Origin of the sequence: uncultured Desulfobulbus sp., assembly GCF_963662935.2 — a bacterium.
Lineage (GTDB): Bacteria > Desulfobacterota > Desulfobulbia > Desulfobulbales > Desulfobulbaceae > Desulfobulbus.
The window spans coordinates 3,170,585-3,190,449 of sequence record NZ_CAXXTL010000002.1 but is presented as its reverse complement, the minus strand read 5'-3'; the positions used below and the strand labels follow the sequence as shown (position 1 = coordinate 3,190,449).

At 46.3% G+C, this 19,865-nt stretch carries 20 protein-coding genes; 17 read left to right on the top strand and 3 right to left on the bottom strand.

Annotated features, from left to right (window positions below; genetic code table 11):
* The first annotated feature begins 133 nt into the window (after positions 1 to 133).
* The 4 genes from neuB (at position 134) to ACHZCX_RS18425 (ending at position 4,414) form a co-directional block, all read left to right on the top strand.
* Positions 134 to 1,180, top strand: a complete 1,047-nt coding sequence (neuB, locus tag ACHZCX_RS18440) for an N-acetylneuraminate synthase (protein ID WP_319588657.1) — start codon at positions 134 to 136, stop codon at positions 1,178 to 1,180.
* A gap of 130 nt (positions 1,181 to 1,310) precedes the next feature.
* Positions 1,311 to 2,492, top strand: a complete 1,182-nt coding sequence (gene neuC, locus ACHZCX_RS18435) for a UDP-N-acetylglucosamine 2-epimerase (RefSeq protein WP_319588656.1) — start codon at positions 1,311 to 1,313, stop codon at positions 2,490 to 2,492.
* A gap of 145 nt (positions 2,493 to 2,637) precedes the next feature.
* Positions 2,638 to 3,690, top strand: a complete 1,053-nt coding sequence (locus ACHZCX_RS18430; protein WP_319588655.1) for a nucleotidyltransferase family protein — start codon at positions 2,638 to 2,640, stop codon at positions 3,688 to 3,690.
* Complete coding sequence (locus ACHZCX_RS18425; RefSeq protein ID WP_319588654.1) at positions 3,683 to 4,414, top strand: acylneuraminate cytidylyltransferase family protein; 732 nt, start codon at positions 3,683 to 3,685, stop codon at positions 4,412 to 4,414. Before ACHZCX_RS18430 ends, ACHZCX_RS18425 begins: the two co-directional genes overlap by 8 nt.
* Here the strand turns inward: ACHZCX_RS18425 and ACHZCX_RS18420 are convergent.
* The 3 genes from ACHZCX_RS18420 to ACHZCX_RS18410 are packed head-to-tail and all read right to left on the bottom strand — an operon-like array spanning position 4,411 to position 7,212.
* Positions 4,411 to 5,019: a NeuD/PglB/VioB family sugar acetyltransferase gene (locus tag ACHZCX_RS18420; RefSeq protein WP_319588653.1), complete on the bottom strand. Its 609-nt coding sequence runs from the start codon at positions 5,017 to 5,019 to the stop codon at positions 4,411 to 4,413. The genes ACHZCX_RS18425 and ACHZCX_RS18420 overlap by 4 nt on opposite strands.
* Positions 5,016 to 6,170: a LegC family aminotransferase gene (locus ACHZCX_RS18415; RefSeq protein ID WP_319588652.1), complete on the bottom strand. Its 1,155-nt coding sequence runs from the start codon at positions 6,168 to 6,170 to the stop codon at positions 5,016 to 5,018. Before ACHZCX_RS18415 ends, ACHZCX_RS18420 begins: the two co-directional genes overlap by 4 nt.
* A gap of 34 nt (positions 6,171 to 6,204) precedes the next feature.
* Positions 6,205 to 7,212, bottom strand: a complete 1,008-nt coding sequence (locus ACHZCX_RS18410; protein WP_319588651.1) for an NAD-dependent 4,6-dehydratase LegB — start codon at positions 7,210 to 7,212, stop codon at positions 6,205 to 6,207.
* Between the two features lie 271 nt (positions 7,213 to 7,483).
* Here ACHZCX_RS18410 and ACHZCX_RS18405 point away from each other — a divergent pair, with 271 nt between their 5' ends.
* The 13 genes from ACHZCX_RS18405 (at position 7,484) to ACHZCX_RS18345 (ending at position 19,837) form a co-directional block, all read left to right on the top strand.
* Positions 7,484 to 8,332, top strand: coding sequence for a flagellin (locus ACHZCX_RS18405; RefSeq protein ID WP_319588650.1), 849 nt, complete (start codon positions 7,484 to 7,486; stop codon positions 8,330 to 8,332).
* A gap of 232 nt (positions 8,333 to 8,564) precedes the next feature.
* Positions 8,565 to 9,392 carry a flagellin gene (locus ACHZCX_RS18400; RefSeq protein WP_319588649.1) on the top strand — a complete coding sequence of 276 codons (828 nt, stop codon included), beginning with the start codon at positions 8,565 to 8,567 and terminating at the stop codon, positions 9,390 to 9,392.
* 90 nt (positions 9,393 to 9,482) lie between these two features.
* Positions 9,483 to 9,854, top strand: a complete 372-nt coding sequence (locus tag ACHZCX_RS18395) for a flagellar protein FlaG (protein ID WP_319588648.1) — start codon at positions 9,483 to 9,485, stop codon at positions 9,852 to 9,854.
* Between the two features lie 21 nt (positions 9,855 to 9,875).
* The gene (fliD, locus tag ACHZCX_RS18390) at positions 9,876 to 11,213 is read left to right on the top strand and encodes a flagellar filament capping protein FliD (protein WP_319588647.1); all 1,338 of its coding nucleotides are present in this window, start codon (positions 9,876 to 9,878) and stop codon (positions 11,211 to 11,213) included.
* Positions 11,214 to 11,218: 5 nt separating this feature from the next.
* On the top strand, positions 11,219 to 11,656 hold the full coding sequence (gene fliS, locus ACHZCX_RS18385) for a flagellar export chaperone FliS (protein WP_319588646.1): 438 nt from the start codon (positions 11,219 to 11,221) through the stop codon (positions 11,654 to 11,656).
* 32 nt (positions 11,657 to 11,688) lie between these two features.
* Positions 11,689 to 12,048 (top strand): hypothetical protein, encoded by a 360-nt coding sequence (locus tag ACHZCX_RS18380; RefSeq protein ID WP_319588645.1) that lies wholly within the window; start codon positions 11,689 to 11,691, stop codon positions 12,046 to 12,048.
* Positions 12,049 to 12,349: 301 nt separating this feature from the next.
* On the top strand, positions 12,350 to 13,048 hold the full coding sequence (locus ACHZCX_RS18375) for a PilZ domain-containing protein (RefSeq protein ID WP_319588644.1): 699 nt from the start codon (positions 12,350 to 12,352) through the stop codon (positions 13,046 to 13,048).
* A gap of 53 nt (positions 13,049 to 13,101) precedes the next feature.
* Positions 13,102 to 13,776 (top strand): PilZ domain-containing protein, encoded by a 675-nt coding sequence (locus tag ACHZCX_RS18370; RefSeq protein WP_319588643.1) that lies wholly within the window; start codon positions 13,102 to 13,104, stop codon positions 13,774 to 13,776.
* A 283-nt stretch (positions 13,777 to 14,059) separates the two neighbouring features.
* Complete coding sequence (locus ACHZCX_RS18365; protein ID WP_319588642.1) at positions 14,060 to 15,457, top strand: hypothetical protein; 1,398 nt, start codon at positions 14,060 to 14,062, stop codon at positions 15,455 to 15,457.
* 22 nt (positions 15,458 to 15,479) lie between these two features.
* Positions 15,480 to 15,788, top strand: coding sequence for an EscU/YscU/HrcU family type III secretion system export apparatus switch protein (locus tag ACHZCX_RS18360; protein WP_319588641.1), 309 nt, complete (start codon positions 15,480 to 15,482; stop codon positions 15,786 to 15,788).
* A gap of 265 nt (positions 15,789 to 16,053) precedes the next feature.
* A complete protein-coding gene (locus ACHZCX_RS18355) occupies positions 16,054 to 16,452 on the top strand; it encodes a roadblock/LC7 domain-containing protein (RefSeq protein WP_319588640.1) in 399 nt (132 codons plus the stop codon).
* Positions 16,453 to 16,532: 80 nt separating this feature from the next.
* Entirely contained in the window at positions 16,533 to 17,138 is a 606-nt protein-coding gene (locus ACHZCX_RS18350) for a GTPase domain-containing protein (RefSeq protein ID WP_319588639.1), read from the top strand.
* A 38-nt stretch (positions 17,139 to 17,176) separates the two neighbouring features.
* Positions 17,177 to 19,837: a hypothetical protein gene (locus ACHZCX_RS18345; RefSeq protein WP_319588638.1), complete on the top strand. Its 2,661-nt coding sequence runs from the start codon at positions 17,177 to 17,179 to the stop codon at positions 19,835 to 19,837.
* The last annotated feature ends 28 nt before the right edge of the window (positions 19,838 to 19,865 follow it).

The window sequence follows — 19,865 nt, the reverse complement described above, 5'->3', positions numbered from 1 at the left end:
CATCGCTGCAAACTCGACTTTACCCAACTAACTCTTCACGCAATTCTCCAATGGGGCATTGAACGGCCTGACCAGATAAACAAGCACCCACTATACCAGAAAAAATCAACCCTCAATAGACGAGCCCCGCCACATGAACACATCATCAACTAGTTATCAGAACAATGTGTTCATCATTGCAGAAGCTGGGGTCAACCATAATGGCAATCTCACCACCGCACTACAACTCATTGATGCCGCTGCCGATGCCAAGGCGAATGCGGTAAAATTTCAAACTTTCAGAGCCATTGACCTCGTACGTAGCGACACACCTAAAGCACACTACCAACAGAAGGCTACAGTTCCACATGAGTCGCAGTTCGAAATGATCCGAAAGCTTGAATTGGACCAGACTGCCCATCGCATTCTCTTTGAACATTGTCAACGGCGGGACATTCTCTTCCTCTCCTCCCCTTTCGACCTTTTCAGCATTGACTTACTCACTGACTTAGGCCTTACACTTTTCAAAATTCCCTCTGGGGAGATCACCAACCTCCCTTATCTTCTTAAAATAGGCTCATTGAACACGGAAATCATCCTATCAACAGGGATGTCCACTCTTAAAGAAATAGCCGACGCTCTCCATGTTCTTCAAACTGCAGGGCCAAAGAACCATATTACCCTTCTACACTGCAATACCGAATATCCCACCCCCATGGTAGACGCTAACCTGCGTGCGATTACAACACTTGCCGAAACCTTCATGCTTCCGGTTGGTTACTCCGACCATACTTTGGGTACCGAGGCTTCCATTGCTGCAGTGGCTCTGGGGGCTACTATTATTGAAAAACATTTCACCCTAGACCGTACCATGGCAGGACCAGACCATAACGCTTCCCTGGAACCAGATGAATTAGGCAATATGGTCAAAGCCATCCGTAATGTCTCCATAGCTCTTGGAGATGGAATAAAGCAGCCCTCCACATCCGAACTCCACAACATAGCCATTGCCAGAAAAAGTATTGTTGCCGCAAGAGATATCCAAAAAGGTGAACTCTTCACCGAAGGAAATCTCACCACGAAAAGACCCGCATGGGGAATCAGTCCGATGCGCTGGGAGACTATCATCAACACCACGGCCAGCAAAAATTATGAAAAAGACGAATTCATTGTTTTTGACGACAGCCCTCCAACACTCTGAGGTTTACACCCGTCGGCTTCTAGAATTTTATCGCACAAACAACTAGCGCTCCGCTTACATACAATAGCGACAGCTGTTGCAATATCCCGAGGTTGGCTATTGCTAAACCAAAAAAAATCATATCGATTCAATGAAAAAAATCTTGGGCATTACCAGCATCCGTTCTGACTACGACCTGATGAGCAGCCTGTATCGACTGTTAGCAGATTCAACTGACATTGAATTCAAACTGCTTGTCTCCGGAGCCCATCTTTCCCAAATCTACGGCAATAGCGTTGACCTGATCAAAAATGATGGTTTCGACATTCTTCTCACAATCGAGTCGCTGATAGACTCTGATTCTCGCCAATCACGCCTGAAGACTGCCAGCCTTTTTTTACAAAATGCCATCGATACAGTTGCTTTCTACCAACCCGATCTCATCCTGCTTGCTGGTGACCGAGAAGATGTTATCATGGGAGCTTTAATAGGCGGCTTTCTGGAAATCCCCACCCTTCATTTTTATGGCGGTGACCATACCCAGGACGGTCACATCGATAACCCCGTTCGGCATGCGACCTCGAAACTCGTATCAGCTCACATGGTGAGCCATGAAGAACACCGACAGCGACTGATTCGAATAGGTGAGTCTCCGGATCGAATTTTCACCATCGGCAGTATAGCCTTAGACCGATTTGTCCAGCACAGTCCAATATCGAAATCTGAACTGCGCAGGACCCTAGGCATTCAAAAAGGATTCAAAGAATTTGCCCTGTTGATATTCCACCCCGTTACGGAGGAGCAGGACAGCTGCCACCTGATTTTCAGGAATATCCTCAACACCCTTAAAAGAAAGGGTATCCACACCTTTGTCAGCACGCCCAACACAGATCCAGGTAATAAAAAAATATTGCATGAACTGGAAAACTATCATCAAGATCCCATGTTCTTTTTCTTCAAAAATTTTGACCGCGACACATTTCTTTCAATTTTTAAAAACAGTCGTTTTATAATTGGCAATTCCTCGGCCGGCATCCTTGAATCGGCATCAATTCCAATACCCGCCATAAATATTGGCTTGCGTCAAACAGGACGGAAGGTAAATAAAAATGTAATTTTTTGCGATACTTCTGAAAACTCCATTCTCTTTTCCATAGAAAAAGTTACAAGCGCAAGTTTTTCAGCCAGCCTGACAGAAATGCATAACATCTATGGAAATGGCGACAGTGCCCCAAAGGCTTTCAACATTATTAAGTCTCTTGACTTCAAACGATTTCTATACAAAAAAGAAGATCCACTACAACAATCGCCTGAGATTTTCCATGGAGGGTGATATGAAATTTTTCCACTATGCACTTTGATGCAATTTTATGAATAACCATTTCTTTTCAGAAGCCTCAACATCTGGTATTTTGTGAAATTCCCCTATTAATAAAGAACAGTTCCCCAGTCCGCTCACCCAACCGGGAGAAGTCCCCATGCGCAAGGTTAAAAACATCACTATCTCCCCCGACAATACCATCCGTCAAGCACTGGAAGCCATTGATCTTGGTGCCATGCAAATTGCTCTTATTGTCGATGGAGAAAACCATCTTATAGGTACAATTACCGATGGTGATATTCGTCGTGCCATACTCAAAGGGAGGGGCTTATCGGACTCAATCGATGGGGTTTTCAATATCCAGCCAACCAAGGCATATATCAACCAGCCCAAGGAGGACATCCTTCAACTCGCAATCATTAATGGCATCAAGCAGGTGCCCATGGTTGATGAAAATGGTTGCCTGGTTGGCATTGAATATATAGATGATTATCTGCGCAAATCGGAAAAACCAAACACTGTTATCCTGATGGCCGGCGGTTTAGGTACTCGTTTGCGTCCACTGACGGAAAATATCCCCAAGCCAATGCTCAAAGTTGGGACCAAACCGATCCTCGAAACAATTATCGAAAACTTCTCAAGTTATGGTTTTCGCAATTTTTTCCTTTGTGTGAATTACAAAGCCGAGATCATCATGCAGTATTTTGGGGATGGCTCACGTCAGGGAGTGAACATCCGGTATATTCAAGAGCCTACGCGTCTTGGCACAGCCGGAGCTCTCAGTCTGCTGCCGGAGTTACCACCAGATCCTTTACTCGTTATGAATGGCGATCTCCTGACCAACATTAATTTCGAACATCTGCTCAATTATCATCTCACTGCCGATGCTATGGCCACCATGTGTGTACGGGAATATGATTTTCAGGTTCCCTACGGGGTTGTCGAAATGGCAGGCGCGTCCATCCAGGCAATAGTCGAAAAACCAATCCACAATTTTTACGTGAATGCGGGGATATATGTATTAAGCCCCAAAGCAGTTTCACTTATTCCCAAAGATTCTTTTTTTGATATGCCTGAGTTATTTCAACAACTTATTCACTCCGAAAAAAAAATCTGTTCATTCCCGATTAAAGGGTATTGGTTGGATATAGGCAGATCAGACGATTTCGCCAAAGCAAATACCGATTACGAAGAAATTTTTGATGTATAAAAATAAAAAAATAATAGCCGTCATTCCAGCAAGGGGTGGGAGCAAGGGCCTGCCTGGAAAAAATATCCGGCAAATTGCCGGCAAACCTCTCATTGCCTGGAGCATTAAAGCGGCTCAAGAGTCTCGCTATGTGGATAAATTGATTGTTTCAACCGATAGCCAAGAAATCGCTGATGTCGCTACGAGTTGGGGAGCAGACGTGCCTTTTATACGTCCGGCTGAATTGGCCTCAGATGAGGCAAAAAGTATTGATGTGATCCTCCATGCGCTCAATATTATGCAGTCTCCCACACCGCGGTTTTCTCTTGTTCTCCTTCTCCAGCCAACTTCTCCTCTTAGAACAGGTAAAGACATAGACAATGCCGTGGAGCTTCTTTTCGAAAAAAACGCAAAGTCAATAGTCTCTGTCTGCAAAGCTGAGCATCACCCTTGGTGGACAAACACTCTTCCTGAAAACGGTGGGATGAAAGATTTCCTTCGTACGGAAATATGCAATACCAATCGCCAACAACTCCCCATATATTACCGGTTAAATGGCGCCATCTACCTCGCAGAGATTTGTTTTATCGAAAAGGTCAAATCTTTTATCACTGAGGGTACATTTGCCCACCTAATGCGACAGGAATATTCAATAGATATCGACACATTAATCGATTTTCGCTTAGCTGAAATTTATTTAATGGATCGAAAAAAAGCAATCAATATCGCAATAACAGAAACTTAACGTAACATTGAACCTGGCGAGACTGACTGCTTAACTGTAGAATTACAGCCTATGGTGGTGTTTCTACCAACAAGGATACTCTCCCGTATAACCGCACCACTACCAACAAAAACTCCATTCTCTATAACAACTCCTCCGTTCACTATACTCCCTGTAGCCATGTGGCAGTGATTTCTTATCACAACATCATGCTCTATTAAAGCCTTTGTGTTGACGATACAGTTATCACCGATTACAGCACCTGCATTAATCAATGCATGATGCATTATTATTGTTCCATGCCCAATTTTCGTGTGTTTTGAAACATAAGCCAATGGAGAAACGATTGCAGGCAACTTTCCACCATTATCATATATTACATTAAACAGTTCTATTCTTCGATCGCTTCTCTTTATCTGCCCTAATGTAATGAGAAAATAGGTATACTTATTAATGAGATCGAGCAAATCATTATCTGTTGCAAACACTGCATAACCCAACACAGAGCTTCCTCTTTTATCAGCCACGTCAACAATACCTGCAATAGTGTAAAGGCCTTGCTGTTCAATGACATCTATACAGGCACGACAATGCCCCCCTCCTCCCACAAGTACTATTTCTTTCATAGTGCTACACTACTGGGCAAGTTAACAATTCGCTGGGCTAGGTAGTCGGTATGTTCTGTTCCATATGTTTCACAGTGTTTAAACATCGGCAAACGATTAAGAGGGGCCCAGACCGGCCGGGTCATTATTTTTGCTGCACAGCTTTGCTCCAACAGGCAATCCCTCTCCCTCTGACCCTGAGTCATTATGCTATTCAACCAGTAATTAGATCGCGCATTATCAGGTTCTTTGACAAAAGCAAGTGAGCTTTCCTCGAAGAAAGCTTTATACGCCTCCGCAATCCATCGTTTTTTCGCTAAAAAAATATCCAGCTGCTCTAGCTGACCACAGCACAGAGCTGCATTTATGTTGGGCATTCTATAATTATATCCCACTTGTGTGTGCTCGTATGCATAGGGATGGGGCTTTTTGGCAGTTGTTGTCAGGTGCCTTGCATGCTCTGCGAACCCACTGTTATCAGTGACAATCATGCCACCACCGCCACTAGTCACTATCTTGTTCCCGTTAAAACTGAAAATCCCGGCCAACCCGAATGTGCCGCAATGCTTGTTGTGTGAATAACTCCCCAATGCCTCAGCCGCATCTTCAATGACCGGTATATGATAGCTTTCGCAGATGACGATAATTTGCTGAATAGAGACAGGGTGGCCAAAAGTATGCATTGGTACACATGCAGCTATTTTTCGGCCCGACTTTCTATTATAGCAGACACCACTTTTTATATACGTCCGGGAATGCAAAAACCGCTCAAGGTGTTCAGGACATAGACCCATGGTCGTCAGTTCCACATCGATGAAAACAGGTACGGCATTGCAATAAGCTATTGCATTGGCAGTGGCGACAAAAGAAATCGGCTGGGTAAGCACCTCGTCTCCCGACTCAACCCCGGCCGACAAAAGTGCAGCATGGAGCGCAGCTGTCCCGCTGTTAGTGGCTACGGCGTACGCAGCGCCGGTCCGTTCGCACATCATCGTTTCCAATTGCGTGACGTAAGGACCTATCGAGGAAACGAATGAGGAATCAAGGCAATCTGCGACATACCGTTTCTCATTGCCAAGAAAGATGGGAGCATGGAGCGGAATCGTCTCCGCATTGCGGGGATACAGACTTCGGATGAAGGCTATTACGGAATCATAGTTGCTCTCTACCATTGCCTTTTCCCTATCCCACTGTTTTCAGCGAGTCTCAAATATTATAGCGGGACGCTTTATACCGGCTCATGTTTTCAGGATCAGAAAACCAGGCAATCGTTTCTTGCAGTCCTCGAGCGAGCCCATCCTTACCGGCAAATTCCGGTATCCAACCCGTTAACCTGTACGCTTTTTGGTTGTCGGCCCATAATCGTTCCACTTCGCTCTTTACAGGACGCAATCGCTGGTCATCGGTGGTTATGTCTACCTCAACCCCCATAACATCAGTAATAATGCTAACCAATTCAGCAATAGTAACTTCGAAATTACTGCCGATATTAAGTACCTCACCCACAGCCTTTTCCGACTGCATAGCATCAACAAATCCTCTCACTGTATCCTTTACATAATTAAAATCCCTGGTTGGATGCAATGCGCCAAGGTGCAAAGTGCGTTTCCCACTGAGGATTTGGGTAATAACCGTCGGAATAATAGCTCTTGCGGATTGCCGGGGACCATAGGTGTTGAATGGCCTAATAATGGTAACGGGAACATTGAAAGAACTATAGAACGACATGGCGATCTGATCCGCACCTATCTTGCTTGCGGAATAAGGTGATTGCCCCTGCAGCGGATGCTCTTCCGTGATCGGCACAAATCTCGCTGTCCCATACACCTCACTGGTACTGGTATGGACCACTTTGCGAACTCCTATTTCTCTGGCTGCCTGTACAACATTCAAAGTTCCCTGAATATTAGTCGACACATAAGTAGCTGGAGAATGATACGAATACGGAATCGCGATTAATGCGGCCAGGTGCAGAACTGCCTCACATCCTTCCATCGCTTTTTTTACCCCGAATGGATCACGGATATCGCCAGAGAATATTTCGATATTCTCTTTGATATCTTCCGGAACATGATCGAGCCAACCCCAGGAATTAAACGAATTGTATAATACAAATGCACGAATGGGAATGCCGCTACGAACGAGAGTCTCAACAAGGTGCGAACCAATAAACCCATCGGCACCGGTCACTAAAACCTTACCTGTCATTTTCATTTCCTCCTGAATTTATACATAAAATTCTAGCGTTGAACCGGAGAGAAGTCAAATTATCCATTATGTTATCTTCATACGGCCCGAGCCATATTGTTTTTCTCCGCTCGCATGATGCATCCAGAAATTAATCCAGTCAAAATAAAATCATGGACATCTCATCTTTTCTATTAACTCTTTTTCTCGGGCCACCGATAAATCACTAGTTGAGAAAAGCGTGAGCAGTGAAGCAAATTGGTAAAAAACAGGAAAATTAAGTCACGGAGGATAACTCATGGCTCTTGTCATCAACACCAATATTGCATCACTTAATGCCCAACGGAATCTTTCCAGAAGCCAGGGCGACTTAAACAAGGCTATGCAAAAACTGTCATCCGGCCTGCGTATTAACAGCGCTAAGGATGACGCTGCCGGTTTAGCCATCTCCGATCGTATGACCTCCCAGATCCGAGGTCTTACGCAAGCGGCAAGAAATGCCAACGATGGGATTTCCCTGGCGCAAACCGCTGAGGGTGCGCTGCAGGAAACCACCAACATGCTTCAGAGAATGCGTGAGCTGGCGGTTCAATCGGCAAACGACACCAATACCGTTGCTGACAGGAGTTCGCTTGATGCTGAATTCCAAAGCTTGATTGAGGAAATGAACCGGATAGCCACCACTACCTCATTCAACGGCAAGACCATGCTCACCGGCTCGTATGCCAATCCTGGAAGCGGCTTCATCTTCCATGTTGGTGCCAATGCTAATCAGACCATTAGCATAACCATCGCAGGGGCTTCGACAGGAGGACTTGGCAGTGGCACGGATACAATCGCCAGCACAGCCATTCTTACTCAATCAGGGGCTAACTTTGCCCTGGGAGTCATCGATGCCGCCATCTCCGACGTCGATGTCATGCGCGGCGATCTCGGTGCGGCTCAGAACCGGATGGAATCAACCATTGCCAATCTCAATAATGTTGCTGAAAACCTTTCGGCCGCCCGCTCTCGTATTCTTGACGCCGATGTTGCACAGGAAACAGCCGTTATGACGAAGAACAACATCCTGCAGCAGGCGGGCGTCGCCATCTTATCCCAAGCCAATCAGACACCGCAATTGGCTCTCCAACTCCTTCAGGGATAATACCAAATGAAAGCAGGCTGTTGACCGACAGCCTGCTTTTTTTAAAAAAATAAAAAAGAGCTAAAGAAAAATGAAAGTGACGACGAAAAGAATTTTAACAAGAAATACAAATCTAACCAAGGGAGGAAAATAGAAAAGGAAAAACAAAGGCTGAAACGATCACTAAATAACCAACAAAACGTAGCACCTAGGGCAAGGATGCCCGGAAATAATCTTTCACGGAGGAAAGACCATGGCAATCGTAATTAATACCAATATTGCTTCACTCAACGCTCAACGCAACCTCAGTACTTCTCAACTCGGACTGAACAAGTCCATGCAGCGCCTGTCTTCAGGTCTGCGCATTAACAGTGCCAAGGATGACGCGGCCGGTCTCGCGATTTCTGATCGCATGACCTCGCAAGTCCGCGGTTTGAACCAGGCCGCCCGTAACGCTCAGGATGGCATATCCATGGCGCAAACAGCGGAAGGTGCCCTGAATGAAACCACCAACCTTTTGCAACGCATGAGGGAGTTATCTGTACAGTCCGCCAACGATACCAACACAGCGGATGACCGTAGCTCTCTGAACGATGAATTCAAGCAATTACAGGCCGAAATTCAACGCATTGCCGACAACACCCAGTTTAACAGCCGAAGCGTTCTTAACGGCAGCGCAACAGATGGTGTAATTTTCCACATTGGTGCAAATGCTGACCAGACCATCACCCTAAGTATCAACTCAATGGGACTTACGGGCCTTGGGGTCGATTCAGGTGATGCCGTAATCGATACTCAATCCGATGCAAATGCCGCTATATCAACGATTGACGCGGCCATCGGATCAGTTGACACAGAACGCGGCAAGCTCGGTGCGGTCATGAACAGGTTGGAATCGACCATTGCTAACCTGAGCAACGTCTCCGAAAACATCTCGGCCTCCCGTTCGCGGATTATTGATGCCGACATCGCCCAAGAGACCTCTTCCATGACCAAAAACAACATCCTGCAACAGGCAGGTGTGTCGGTCTTGGCCCAAGCCAATCAGACGCCACAGTTAGCGCTGAGCCTGCTCCAGTAAAACAAACCTTAACCGGACAAGGGGGGACGCTCCCTTGTCCGTCCCCCCTATCCCACAGCCGACGTCGACCAAAACTCCATGGAGGGAAACATGAATATCGAAACGATTTCAACCGGACAAAGTGGATCCACCCGCTTTTCCACGCTCAGCCCAGGAGCTGAACAGATCCAACGGAACAGGGAATCTGCTGCCAAGGATCCGGCCAGCGAAACTTCTTCCGGCCAGGAGGGAAAAGCAAGGCAGGTGCAGCCGGAAGAATTATTGCAGAGTATCAAGGCGCTGACTGACAACGGCTCGTATAGCGTCCGCTTTGAAATGCGCAAGGATACGAACGATCTGGTCATCAACCTGATCGACCAGAAATCGGGCGAGATTATTCGCCAGATCCCGTCCGACGAGATTCTTGGTCTGCACAAAACGCTGACCGAACTTAGCGGCAACCTGCTGCAGACTGAAAGCTGAACGCAAAGAAAGAGGCAGGATATGGCATCTATTACTTTTGGCGGATTGGCCAGCGGAATTGACACCGACTCTATCATCACACAACTGATGAACATAGAGAAGAAACCTCTAACTCGCCTGGAAAATGACAAGAGTTATCTCAACACCAGACTGACTGCCTTTTCCAATTTCAATACCAAACTCAAGGCACTGGAAACTGCTATTGAGGATCTTGACAGCACCAACAAGTTTCGCTCCTACAGCGCTACCCTTGCCAGCGAGGAATACTTTTCCATCCAGACCAGCAGTTCCTCCAAAGCAGGATCGTACAACGTCGAAGTAGTCAATCTGGCCCAGGTCCAGAAAACAGCCAGTGTGGGTTACGCTAGCTCTTCGACCTCGACATTCAGCGCTGGTATTATTGATATTAGCGGGACCACGATCACAGTCGACCCAGGCGACAACCTTGCAAATATTGTCGATAAAATCAACAGTGTCAACACGGGCGATACGGCAACCGGAGTATCGGCTGCGCTAATCAATGATGGGACAACCAACGGGTTCCGGATCGTTCTGACTGGGCAGGATGCCTCAACCGAATTTACAGCCACAGCAACAGGTGTCTCGGCGGACAGTAGATCGTTGACTTTTGCTTCAACGCAAACCGCTCAGCAGGCATCCGTGATCGTTGACGGCCTGCCCATAGTCAGCAACAACAATACACTAAAAAATGCAATTCCCGGTGTCGACCTGACCTTGTTAAAAAAGAATACGACGGGCGCGACGACACAATTAAGCGTTGATGTGGATAACGACGGTGTCAAGGTAAAGCTCAACACCTTTGTTTCTGCCTATAACGATATTATTAAATTCATTACCGATCAAAAAGATACCAGTTGGGCCAATGATTCCAGCCTGCAGTCGGCAAAAAGACGGTTACAAAATATGCTTGTCGATAGCGCAGGAGGTTCTGGTTCTCTGCACAGACTAGCAGAAATCGGCATTTCAACCGACAAGAAAGACGGTACCATTTCACTGGACAGCAGCAAAATCGATAAGATCATCAGCGAAGACTTTCAAAGTCTGGAAAACCTTTTTATCGGTGAAGACGGCAGTGAAGGAATTAACGATAAATTTATTAACTACTTATCAGGTCTGACAGACTCAACAACGGGATTATACGCTTCGAAGAAAAAAAGTACAGAAAGCGCTGTCAAGGGAATAGAAAAAAACATTGATAATATGGAACTAAGACTGGAGAAAAGGGAGAAATCCATGCGCTCCCAGTTTGAAGCCCTTGAGTTGCTCATGAGTTCGATGAACGCGACTAGCACCTATCTTTCCCAGCAAATCAGCAGCATGAATTCCAGCAAAGGTTGACAATAATGAACATGTACAGCAACGATTACCTGCGGACTCAGATATCTACCGCCTCCAAAGAACAGTTATTGCTCATGTTCTATGATGGAGCAATCCGCTTCACAGGCAGAGCGAGAATGGCGATAGAAAGAGGCGACATCCAGGATAGAAACTACTGTATCAAAAAAGCTAACGCCGTTATTGCAGAATTGGACGCGACACTCAACCATTCGATTGGCGGGAAGATTGCCGAAGACCTCGACTCCCTGTATACGTATATGCTCAATGAATTGAACCTGGCGACCATACATAACTCCACGGAGCCTTTGATTAAGGTTGAAGAAATGCTGTCAGGCCTTCGCGAAACCTGGGTACAGGCAATCGACATCGTGAAAAAGGAAAAACAAAGCGCTATGTTCCCTGCGAAATCAATGGAACGAGGTTCTTTCTCAATTGCGCTGTAAGATCCTTTAATGTCGACGAAATAGGATATGAAATGAATGTTGAATGTTCCATGATTACCTATGCACTGATGCTGGAAAAACTCGATAGCATCGATCATATTCTTGATTCACTGGATATCTCTTCCATTGAACAGCTTTCACAAGATATTGAACAGTGCCTTGAAGCAATCAAGGCCGAAGATCTTCAACAAACACTCCCAGCAAATGACTCCAAGCGCTCGATCGTAGCGAGAATACTTAAAAAAAGCGGTATTATAGCAAGCCGTATACAGGATATAACAGCGTTACATCATAACGAACTCAATCAAATCAGATTAGGAAGACAAACCGCAAAAGGCTACGCAGCACAAAGGCCATCACGAACTGGGTCAATCATTAACAGTTCAAAGTAACAGAACTTTAGCACCTTGTTAAGTGTCTTAGATGCACAATCCCACATCGTATGGATTCGATATTGTAAATAATTTATAGCCTCCTTTCTCGTAACTTTGAACGGTCGAATGGAGGCTTCTTTGTTATTTTGAAATCGTCAAACTTTTATTACCTTCCGAAGAAACCACCGGTTTTACCTAACGAAATTATTTTCCCGACATCTTCTTGTTCTTTAGAAAAAGATCTTTCTTTCTCGTTATCGTTGTGGCAAGTTAGAAGGGGTATCACTTTTATCTTTTCCACTTAAGGATAGGTATCATCTTGCCATTATTAAACAGTTTTCTTCATACCATCAAAGAGGGGATGGCTGTTCGAGCGGCTGTTCCCCTTCTAGGCGTGACTGAAAAAGAACGATTGAACTGTTTTTACGGGAAGGGGGAAGCTCCGGGATTCACCCTCTCCTTTCCCTACGGCACCTTGGCGGTCGAACAGGTGGACACCAGCAAGATCTGCATGGTGATGTTTGATTTTTTTAACCAGACTATAGCGGTTTCCGCCACTATCAGCGCCATCAATGAACCATCCACCTTGGAACTTGTTGCCAAAGAAACCGTTACCCATACCCATGCCCGCAACTACTTCCGGGTTGATGCGGCCGCCAGGGTTGCTGCCTCACCCGTTGTACCGGAAGAAATAACTCAAGAAGAGGAAAGCTGGCGGCTTCTTGGAGACACTATAGATCTCAGCGGGAGCGGCTTGTTGTGCAGTTTCAGCGAACCGCTGGAAAAGGGGGTAAGGGTCAAAATCGAACTGACCCTACCAACCCGTGACATGGAGGTTATCAATGTCTTGGGCCACGTGGTACGATGCCGGAAAATTGAAGAGCATTTATATCACATAGCCTTGCACTTTGATTTAATCGATTCCGAAAGCCAGGACAAAATAATGGCCTGTTGCTTTGAATTGCAACGCAGGTATCTGCGCATGAGAGTGCGTCTGGAAAGCCTCAATGCCCCATAACCAAAACCCCCCCTCATCACTTTATTTTTCTTAACATAAATTGTGATTGCAACGTGGCAAGAATCAATGAAATCCTAGAAAAGTTGAACGACAACGCCCCGACAGTTGTCGATATTCCCGGTAAACGTGAGGAGAATTTCCGTTGCAAAGCCTTGTTCATAAAAAAAGAATACCCTACCCTGGAACTTGTCTTTCCACCTCATTCCTGGGAGGCTGAAAATCTTCAAATTGGCAGCGACTGCAACCTGGCCGTCGAACACAATGGATTGACAGTCAACCTGATCGCGCGGCTTGATGGGGTAGTCCGAGAACGCCGTCTGAGTTTCACAGCGCGTGAGCCTGTTTCGCCTGAAGCGCTCCGCGATTATTTCCGGGTGTCGATAAACACCCCCATCGAAGCCAGTTATATCGCCGGTCCCAAAGAGACCAAAACGCGGACCTGGAAAATGATCGGCACTACACTTGACCTCAGCGGCAGTGGAGTGTTAGCCATTTTTGCTGAAAAACCGCCCAGCAATTACCGAATCCAACTGGTCATCACCATATCTATCGAAGAAAATCCCATCGTTTGTCTGGCAAATGTGATCCGCTCCTACAGGATTCGCAAGAACCGATTTCAAGTGGCCTTTCATTTTGAAAACATTTCAACCAAGACAAGAGACGTAATCATATCCTGTTGCTTACAGGAACAACGCCGGCAACTCAGAGAAAATGTTCAAACTCTGTAGCCAATCCGTCTGAAACACATTCAAACGGAGGTTTTCTCTCTGCTCATACACCAGTTTCATCGTTTCTCACCCTAGAATGCCAGGCAATACATATGGGAGCATGGCACTCCTTCTCAAAGACGAAGGAACATCCTGTCAGAGTACAAAGAGCGGCCGCATAAACGGGGAGATCGTTTTGGAGCCATTGACCCTGATTACCGAAATAAGGCCTCTCCTCCCCACCAATCTCACCGGCGAACAGCACCAACGTCTTCCTTTTTCCCAGGGCCAACTGCTCCAAGGCGTGGTCAGCGCCAAGGTCGATGCCCATCAATTCACTCTCGAAATTAACGGCCACAAAGTAACGGCTGAGTCATCCGCGCAGCTGCAGGTTGGACAAAAACTCGATCTGCAAGTAGCCTCGCTTGCCCCGCGAATTGAGTTGCAGGTTGTCAGCAATAATCCAATCAATCGCTGGTTGGGCAATTCTATCCCCCTGCTGGGCCAACAATCACTCTTGATGCCTGAAGTATCGGTACTTGCCGGAGATTCTCGAACCATGGCACAGCTCAGTCCAGCCTCCCAAGAAACGTTGCTTTTTTATTCAAAAGGCATAGAAGCAAATGGAACGCAAAATGAGCTTCCTACCTCGAAAATAGCGGCTCAACTCCTCGGCCTGGCATCCAAAATAACGACCACCCTGCCCGGACAGACGATCCAGGAAACATACAAAGAATTGAGCGGACTGCTCCAGCAATTCTCCCGCATTCCCACGCTTTCGCCGAATGCGGCTCAACAAGCTATGCATCTTGCTGCCCTTTTTGCTCAGGAAGCCGGCGGGCATTGGCCTGAAGCTCTTTCCAGGTTAGCGACCGCTTCAACAATTGCACCTGTTGATGCAGGAGAAACCGAGGCCTTATTAACGCTGCTTGGAAGAATGGTCCAGAATGATCCGGCTAACCCAATCTCTTTTTCGCAACTCCTCCCTCTTACGCAAGAATACACCACCCTTCCGGCAACTCACCCATTGCGTCAACTGCTTACATTTCTAATAAAAACAGAAAATGAGCAAACTGTGCCGTCCTTTCAGCAAGCAACGGGTCGACAGATAGAGAATTACCTCAACCGCCTGGGAATCAACATGGAGCAACTCCTGGCTGAAAACAGGCCTGAAGAGGCAGCTCGAACTTTGAAATTTGCCTTGCTTGAGTTGTCACAACAGGCTGGAACGGTCGAGAAAAGTACGGTGGCACCGGATCAACTGGCTAAAACATTGGAGATGTATCAGTTGCTGCAGATTCGGCTGGCAAATGAATCACTCTTTTTCCTCCCCCTGCCATTCTCCTTCCTCCAGCAAGGGTACATGCTTATCAATGCCGATCATCCTCAAGGGCAATCGGAACCAGAGCCCGACCGGGTTGGCCAAACCGACAAAACTGTTGAACTCCATCTGCAGCTCGAAGGACTCGGCAATTTGCAGATCGATATTCACCAGAAAGAGGACCAACTAACCTTGAGGTTCTTGACGGAAAATGTTGAAAAAGCGAAATTTGTCGCCGAATTCCGCGAGGAACTGGAGCAATGGATCACCACTGGCAGCCTGGATTCGGTTCAATTTCTTGTCGGCGCAAAAGAACCTGTCAAAACATTGTTGAAGAAGATGACAAGTGGCGATACCGGAATAATCGACACTAGGGCCTGAATCGGATCTTAACGGAGAAGTCATGGACGAAAAACATACATCGGTGAAAAAAGCTATTGCCCTGCTGTATGACCCCAAAAAAGCCGCTGCCCCAAAAGTTGTGGCTAGCGGCTCCAACCTGGTCGCTGAAAAAATCATCGCCACTGCCGCCGAGGCTGGAGTGCACATTAAAGAAGACCAGGATTTGGTCGAATTGCTGTCAAAAATTCCAGTCGGCGAAGAAATCCCCGCTGAATTATACCAAACTATCGCAGAGGTGCTCGCTTTTGTCTACTCAGTGAACAGCAAGTACAAAATGAAGATAAGCCAAGCCGTAAAAGTGGGTATTTAAAATTTATTTTTCTCGGTAACATCTCGTTTTCAAAAAGGAAAAAAAAAGAATATAACGAGAAAAAAACCGCTTCATATATATTTTTTTCTGGCGTATACTCCTCATAACTGAAAAGAAGCATGAAAGATCCCATTGAAAAAATTCAATTTTTACTCCGAAGCCCCTCAATGGTTGTCCCCTTTTTGGTAAAATATTTTTCCTTTTGTCAACTAAGCGGCATAAGTCTTCCCATAACAATTTTTTTGAACGTGTACGAGGTAACAATATGAACTATGGAGTTGTTAGCCAGGAACAACTAGAGCGAATAGACGAAATCCTGACTGAAAAGCTCATAAAAATTGGTGTCGACTGCGTTATCATTATTGATATGGCTGGCAACATTATCACTGCCAAAGACAACGGTACGTCAAAATACGACGTCTATTCGTTTGCAGCCTTGGCAGCCGGTAACTTTGCTACTGTGGACGCCATGGCCAAACTCGTCGGTGAGCAGGAGTTTTCTCTGTTGTTTCATAAAGGCTCGGAATGCAATATCCATTTTTCTAAAATTGACGACGAGTTGTTACTCATCACCATGTTCGGAAAAAGCATATCCTTGGGGTTTCTGCGGCTCAATGTGGTTGAAACCATTGAACGCATCAAAAAAATCTGGGCTCGCAATTAAATGATTTCTGAGGTCTATGGCATCTGACAAGAATTGTTATTGAATCATTGGCGATCAGCTAAAGGCCGCAGGAGAGTATTGTGAGCTTCATCAACCTCAGAGAAAAAATTGTTCAGGTTAAAATTGTCTATTACGGCCCAGGTCGTGGTGGCAAAACCACTAACCTCGAATATATCAACAGAAAGTTCTCCAAACAGATCCAGTCTGAAATGGTCAGCTTGAAGACTCACGGGGATCGAACCCTGTTCTTTGATTTTTTGCCCTTTAACATGGGACAAATCAAGGGTTATGACTTAAAAATTCAGCTCTACACCGTACCGGGTCAAGTTAAGTACAACGCTACGAGAAAGCTGGTGCTCAAAGGAGTTGACGGCATAGTCTTTGTGGCTGATGCGCAAGAACAGATGCGGGAAAAAAATATTCGCTCACTTAATCAGTTGCACGAAAATCTCGTGAGTTACAAGGAATCTATTTTCAGAATCCCGCTGGTGCTCCAATATAATAAAGTCGACCTGAGGAATCAGGGAATCCCCGTTTTACCGATCTCTGTTCTCGACAAAGATCTCAACAGTAAACTCAAAGTACCCACTTTTGAGGCAAGCGCCCTCACCGGATACAATGTACCAGAAACATTAAAGAAAATTATTTCATCCACGGTTATTTCCATCCAGAGGAAACTCATGTGATGGGAGTGGACCGTTGAGGCCAACACCAGAGTCGGTATATGAAAAAATCACAGCGTGACCAAATTTCTTCAATCGATGACTTTGAAGATCTGACACTTTTTGCCAACGAATCCTTTAACACGGAGGATGTCGATCTTTTTGAATTCACAAGTGAAGAATCTTCTCCGTTGACACGGCTCAAGTCCATTATCCTTTCACTTGACTGGGAGATCAACGACGACATCCTACAGGAATTGGATGACGAGCTCAACAACCTGCAGCAGACAATATGGCAAAATGATAAAGTTGCCGAGGTTTATCTGCAGGGATTGAGCAAGATCGGCAACTACATTCGCACAAAAGGTGCATATGCCCATCCTAATTCTATTAAATTACTCCTTACATTTTTCTACAACTTCGAAAAAATTATATCTTCCGAGCAGATCACGGGCGAAGAGATCACCCAACTACTAAAAGGTGATGTCCGTAAATTTAAAATACTGCAATATCAGATTAACCAAAACGAGACGGAAACTCTCGCGGTATCAGAAAACCGAATCGAACCAAGCAAAATAATAGAGAAGGTCACCATAGCGCCTCCCCAATCGGACGCCACCAAACAGCTCAAAGCAGCAATTCTCAGCTTGGATTGGGAGGTAACGGATGAAAGCTTGCGACTGTTCAATGAGAAACTCGCTGGGTTTCATCAAAATATGGCGGGAAACAAACCGGCGCTGGTATTGGCTCAAGGTCTGCAAGCTTTAGGTGATTATATCGCAGACGAAAGAGCAGCGGCACATCCGGAAGCATTTATTCTCCTCCATTCTTTCAATGAAGCCTTAGAGCAGGTTCTAAGACCAGACGGACAGCGCTTGGAACAAGAAAAAATCCAGGATCTTCTTATTGACCGGATCAATCGCCTCAACAATCTTAAACTGCTTATTGCCGCTCCGCCGGGCGGACTTGTCGACGATCAACGCATTGATGAAATGGTCGAGGAGTTAAGCACCCCTGCCGTTACAGAATTGAGGATGGAAGGGTTTCCTCAATCGGAAGCAGAATCAATTGTTTCTCCCAGCATGCACACGGAAGACATCTCGGATGACCTGGAAACAAGTGGCCCTGTCGACAAACAATCAACCGATATTCTCGAAGCGGAAATTGACACTCTTTTTGCTATAGGCTCAATGCCGGCAATGGAATCGGCTGATGTCCAATATCCCGACGAAATTCTCTCCCCAGACGCCATTCAACCTGTTGAAGACGAACTGGCCGATGATTTCATCGAGGCTCACCTCAGCACTAACCGTGGGTTGACGCCGGCCCTTTCCGACACAGACGAAACCTCCGGGTTCGATGAGAATGCAGAACTCCTTGACCAGTCGACACAAAGTGACCTCGCCGACCAACTGGATTTTCTCTTTTCAGAAGCCGAGGCGAGTAACGATTCGGCACTCACCTTTTCTGCACTCGACTCAAGTGATTTAGAAATAGCCATCGACGGGGAAGAAGAATCCGTGGTTGCGCTTACCGACATGAACCCGGAAATCGAACAGGATACCGTCGAGGCAGCCCTAAGCGACGCAGAGGAACCAGCGGAACACCCCGATTTACATTCCGAAATCATCCAAGAGACTGAAACCGATCCGAACGCCCTTGAAATCCAAAGTAAGTTGGACAACTTCTTTATCGATATCGATGAAGAGCCAGCGGAAACGATCAACGCTCCTCAAACTACGGTTGAAGAAATTGAACAATCCCTCTTTTTCAACGAAGAGGATAATGTTCAATCCGCCCTCGCCGATAGCGAAGAAGAACAAGGTTTTTCAGAAGAAGCTGAGGTTGCAACCCTGAGCTTCACGCCAATGGACGAGATTGAAGAAAAACTTGACTTCTTCTTTGGAACCGATGCCGATGAGGAACCGGAGCCAGACACCTATCAACACGAAACATTGCCAAGTGATTTACGGGAAGGATCACTGGATCTGACCTTGAGTGAACCTGAATTGGAGCAGATTATTCCACCGGCCCTTGATGAATTCGTTTCGGCGGAAGCAGGTGAGTACCAAGAACAATCAACTTTTGTTGGTCAAATCCAGCCAGATGAATCGCTTGGAGAGGCTCTCGATCTCTTTTTTACCGACGTTGAAGAGGAAAAACACGCCCCCCTCCCCACCGCAGTTGATGAGTTGACCTCGGCCTTGGAAGCCACCATTGACGACATTCAAGACGAACCGCTGACGGAATCTCGGCAAATACAGCTGGCTGCACTGGGCGCCCTGTTGCCCATCGTCGTGCGAACGCCATCCCACGAAAAATTCGCCGAAGCGGCCACTCTGGTCGCCAACTTGAAGAAGACTGGATTGACAACCGAACAACAGTCGCTCGTGCAATTGCTCGATTCGGTTATTACCATGCTCGTTCGGCTTCCCACCAAGGATGATGCGTCCACGGAAAAATTAGTCAACTATCTTTACGAGCAGCTCCTGGCAGAACACTGCTTGCCCGGCACCCTGCCGGAGGCCATTGGCCGTTATACGGCGTGGCTGCAACAGGCCAGCGCCATCATGCCAGTAATCCCGGTCGCGGCTGATCAGGATAGTGAGCCAACATATGCTTATACGGCAAAAGAATTGTATTTCGAGCTTTCTGAGCTTCGTACCCATATCAGAGAGGAATTTGCCAAGTTGAGGCTCGAGATGCACCATCACAAAACTTGATTGTCATCCTACTTTTTCATGCTTAAGG

Bases quoted from the DNA above. Each gene is read 5' to 3' on its own strand.
- neuB (WP_319588657.1), top strand. From the start codon at position 134: ATGAACACATCATCAACTAGTTATCAGAACAATGTGTTCATCATTGCA.
- neuC (WP_319588656.1), top strand. From the start codon at position 1,311: ATGAAAAAAATCTTGGGCATTACCAGCATCCGTTCTGACTACGACCTG.
- ACHZCX_RS18430 (WP_319588655.1), top strand. From the start codon at position 2,638: ATGCGCAAGGTTAAAAACATCACTATCTCCCCCGACAATACCATCCGT.
- ACHZCX_RS18425 (WP_319588654.1), top strand. From the start codon at position 3,683: ATGTATAAAAATAAAAAAATAATAGCCGTCATTCCAGCAAGGGGTGGG.
- ACHZCX_RS18420 (WP_319588653.1), bottom strand. From the start codon at position 5,019: ATGAAAGAAATAGTACTTGTGGGAGGAGGGGGGCATTGTCGTGCCTGT.
- ACHZCX_RS18415 (WP_319588652.1), bottom strand. From the start codon at position 6,170: ATGGTAGAGAGCAACTATGATTCCGTAATAGCCTTCATCCGAAGTCTG.
- ACHZCX_RS18410 (WP_319588651.1), bottom strand. From the start codon at position 7,212: ATGAAAATGACAGGTAAGGTTTTAGTGACCGGTGCCGATGGGTTTATT.
- ACHZCX_RS18405 (WP_319588650.1), top strand. From the start codon at position 7,484: ATGGCTCTTGTCATCAACACCAATATTGCATCACTTAATGCCCAACGG.
- ACHZCX_RS18400 (WP_319588649.1), top strand. From the start codon at position 8,565: ATGGCAATCGTAATTAATACCAATATTGCTTCACTCAACGCTCAACGC.
- ACHZCX_RS18395 (WP_319588648.1), top strand. From the start codon at position 9,483: ATGAATATCGAAACGATTTCAACCGGACAAAGTGGATCCACCCGCTTT.
- fliD (WP_319588647.1), top strand. From the start codon at position 9,876: ATGGCATCTATTACTTTTGGCGGATTGGCCAGCGGAATTGACACCGAC.
- fliS (WP_319588646.1), top strand. From the start codon at position 11,219: ATGAACATGTACAGCAACGATTACCTGCGGACTCAGATATCTACCGCC.
- ACHZCX_RS18380 (WP_319588645.1), top strand. From the start codon at position 11,689: ATGAATGTTGAATGTTCCATGATTACCTATGCACTGATGCTGGAAAAA.
- ACHZCX_RS18360 (WP_319588641.1), top strand. From the start codon at position 15,480: ATGGACGAAAAACATACATCGGTGAAAAAAGCTATTGCCCTGCTGTAT.
- ACHZCX_RS18355 (WP_319588640.1), top strand. From the start codon at position 16,054: ATGAACTATGGAGTTGTTAGCCAGGAACAACTAGAGCGAATAGACGAA.
- ACHZCX_RS18345 (WP_319588638.1), top strand. From the start codon at position 17,177: ATGAAAAAATCACAGCGTGACCAAATTTCTTCAATCGATGACTTTGAA.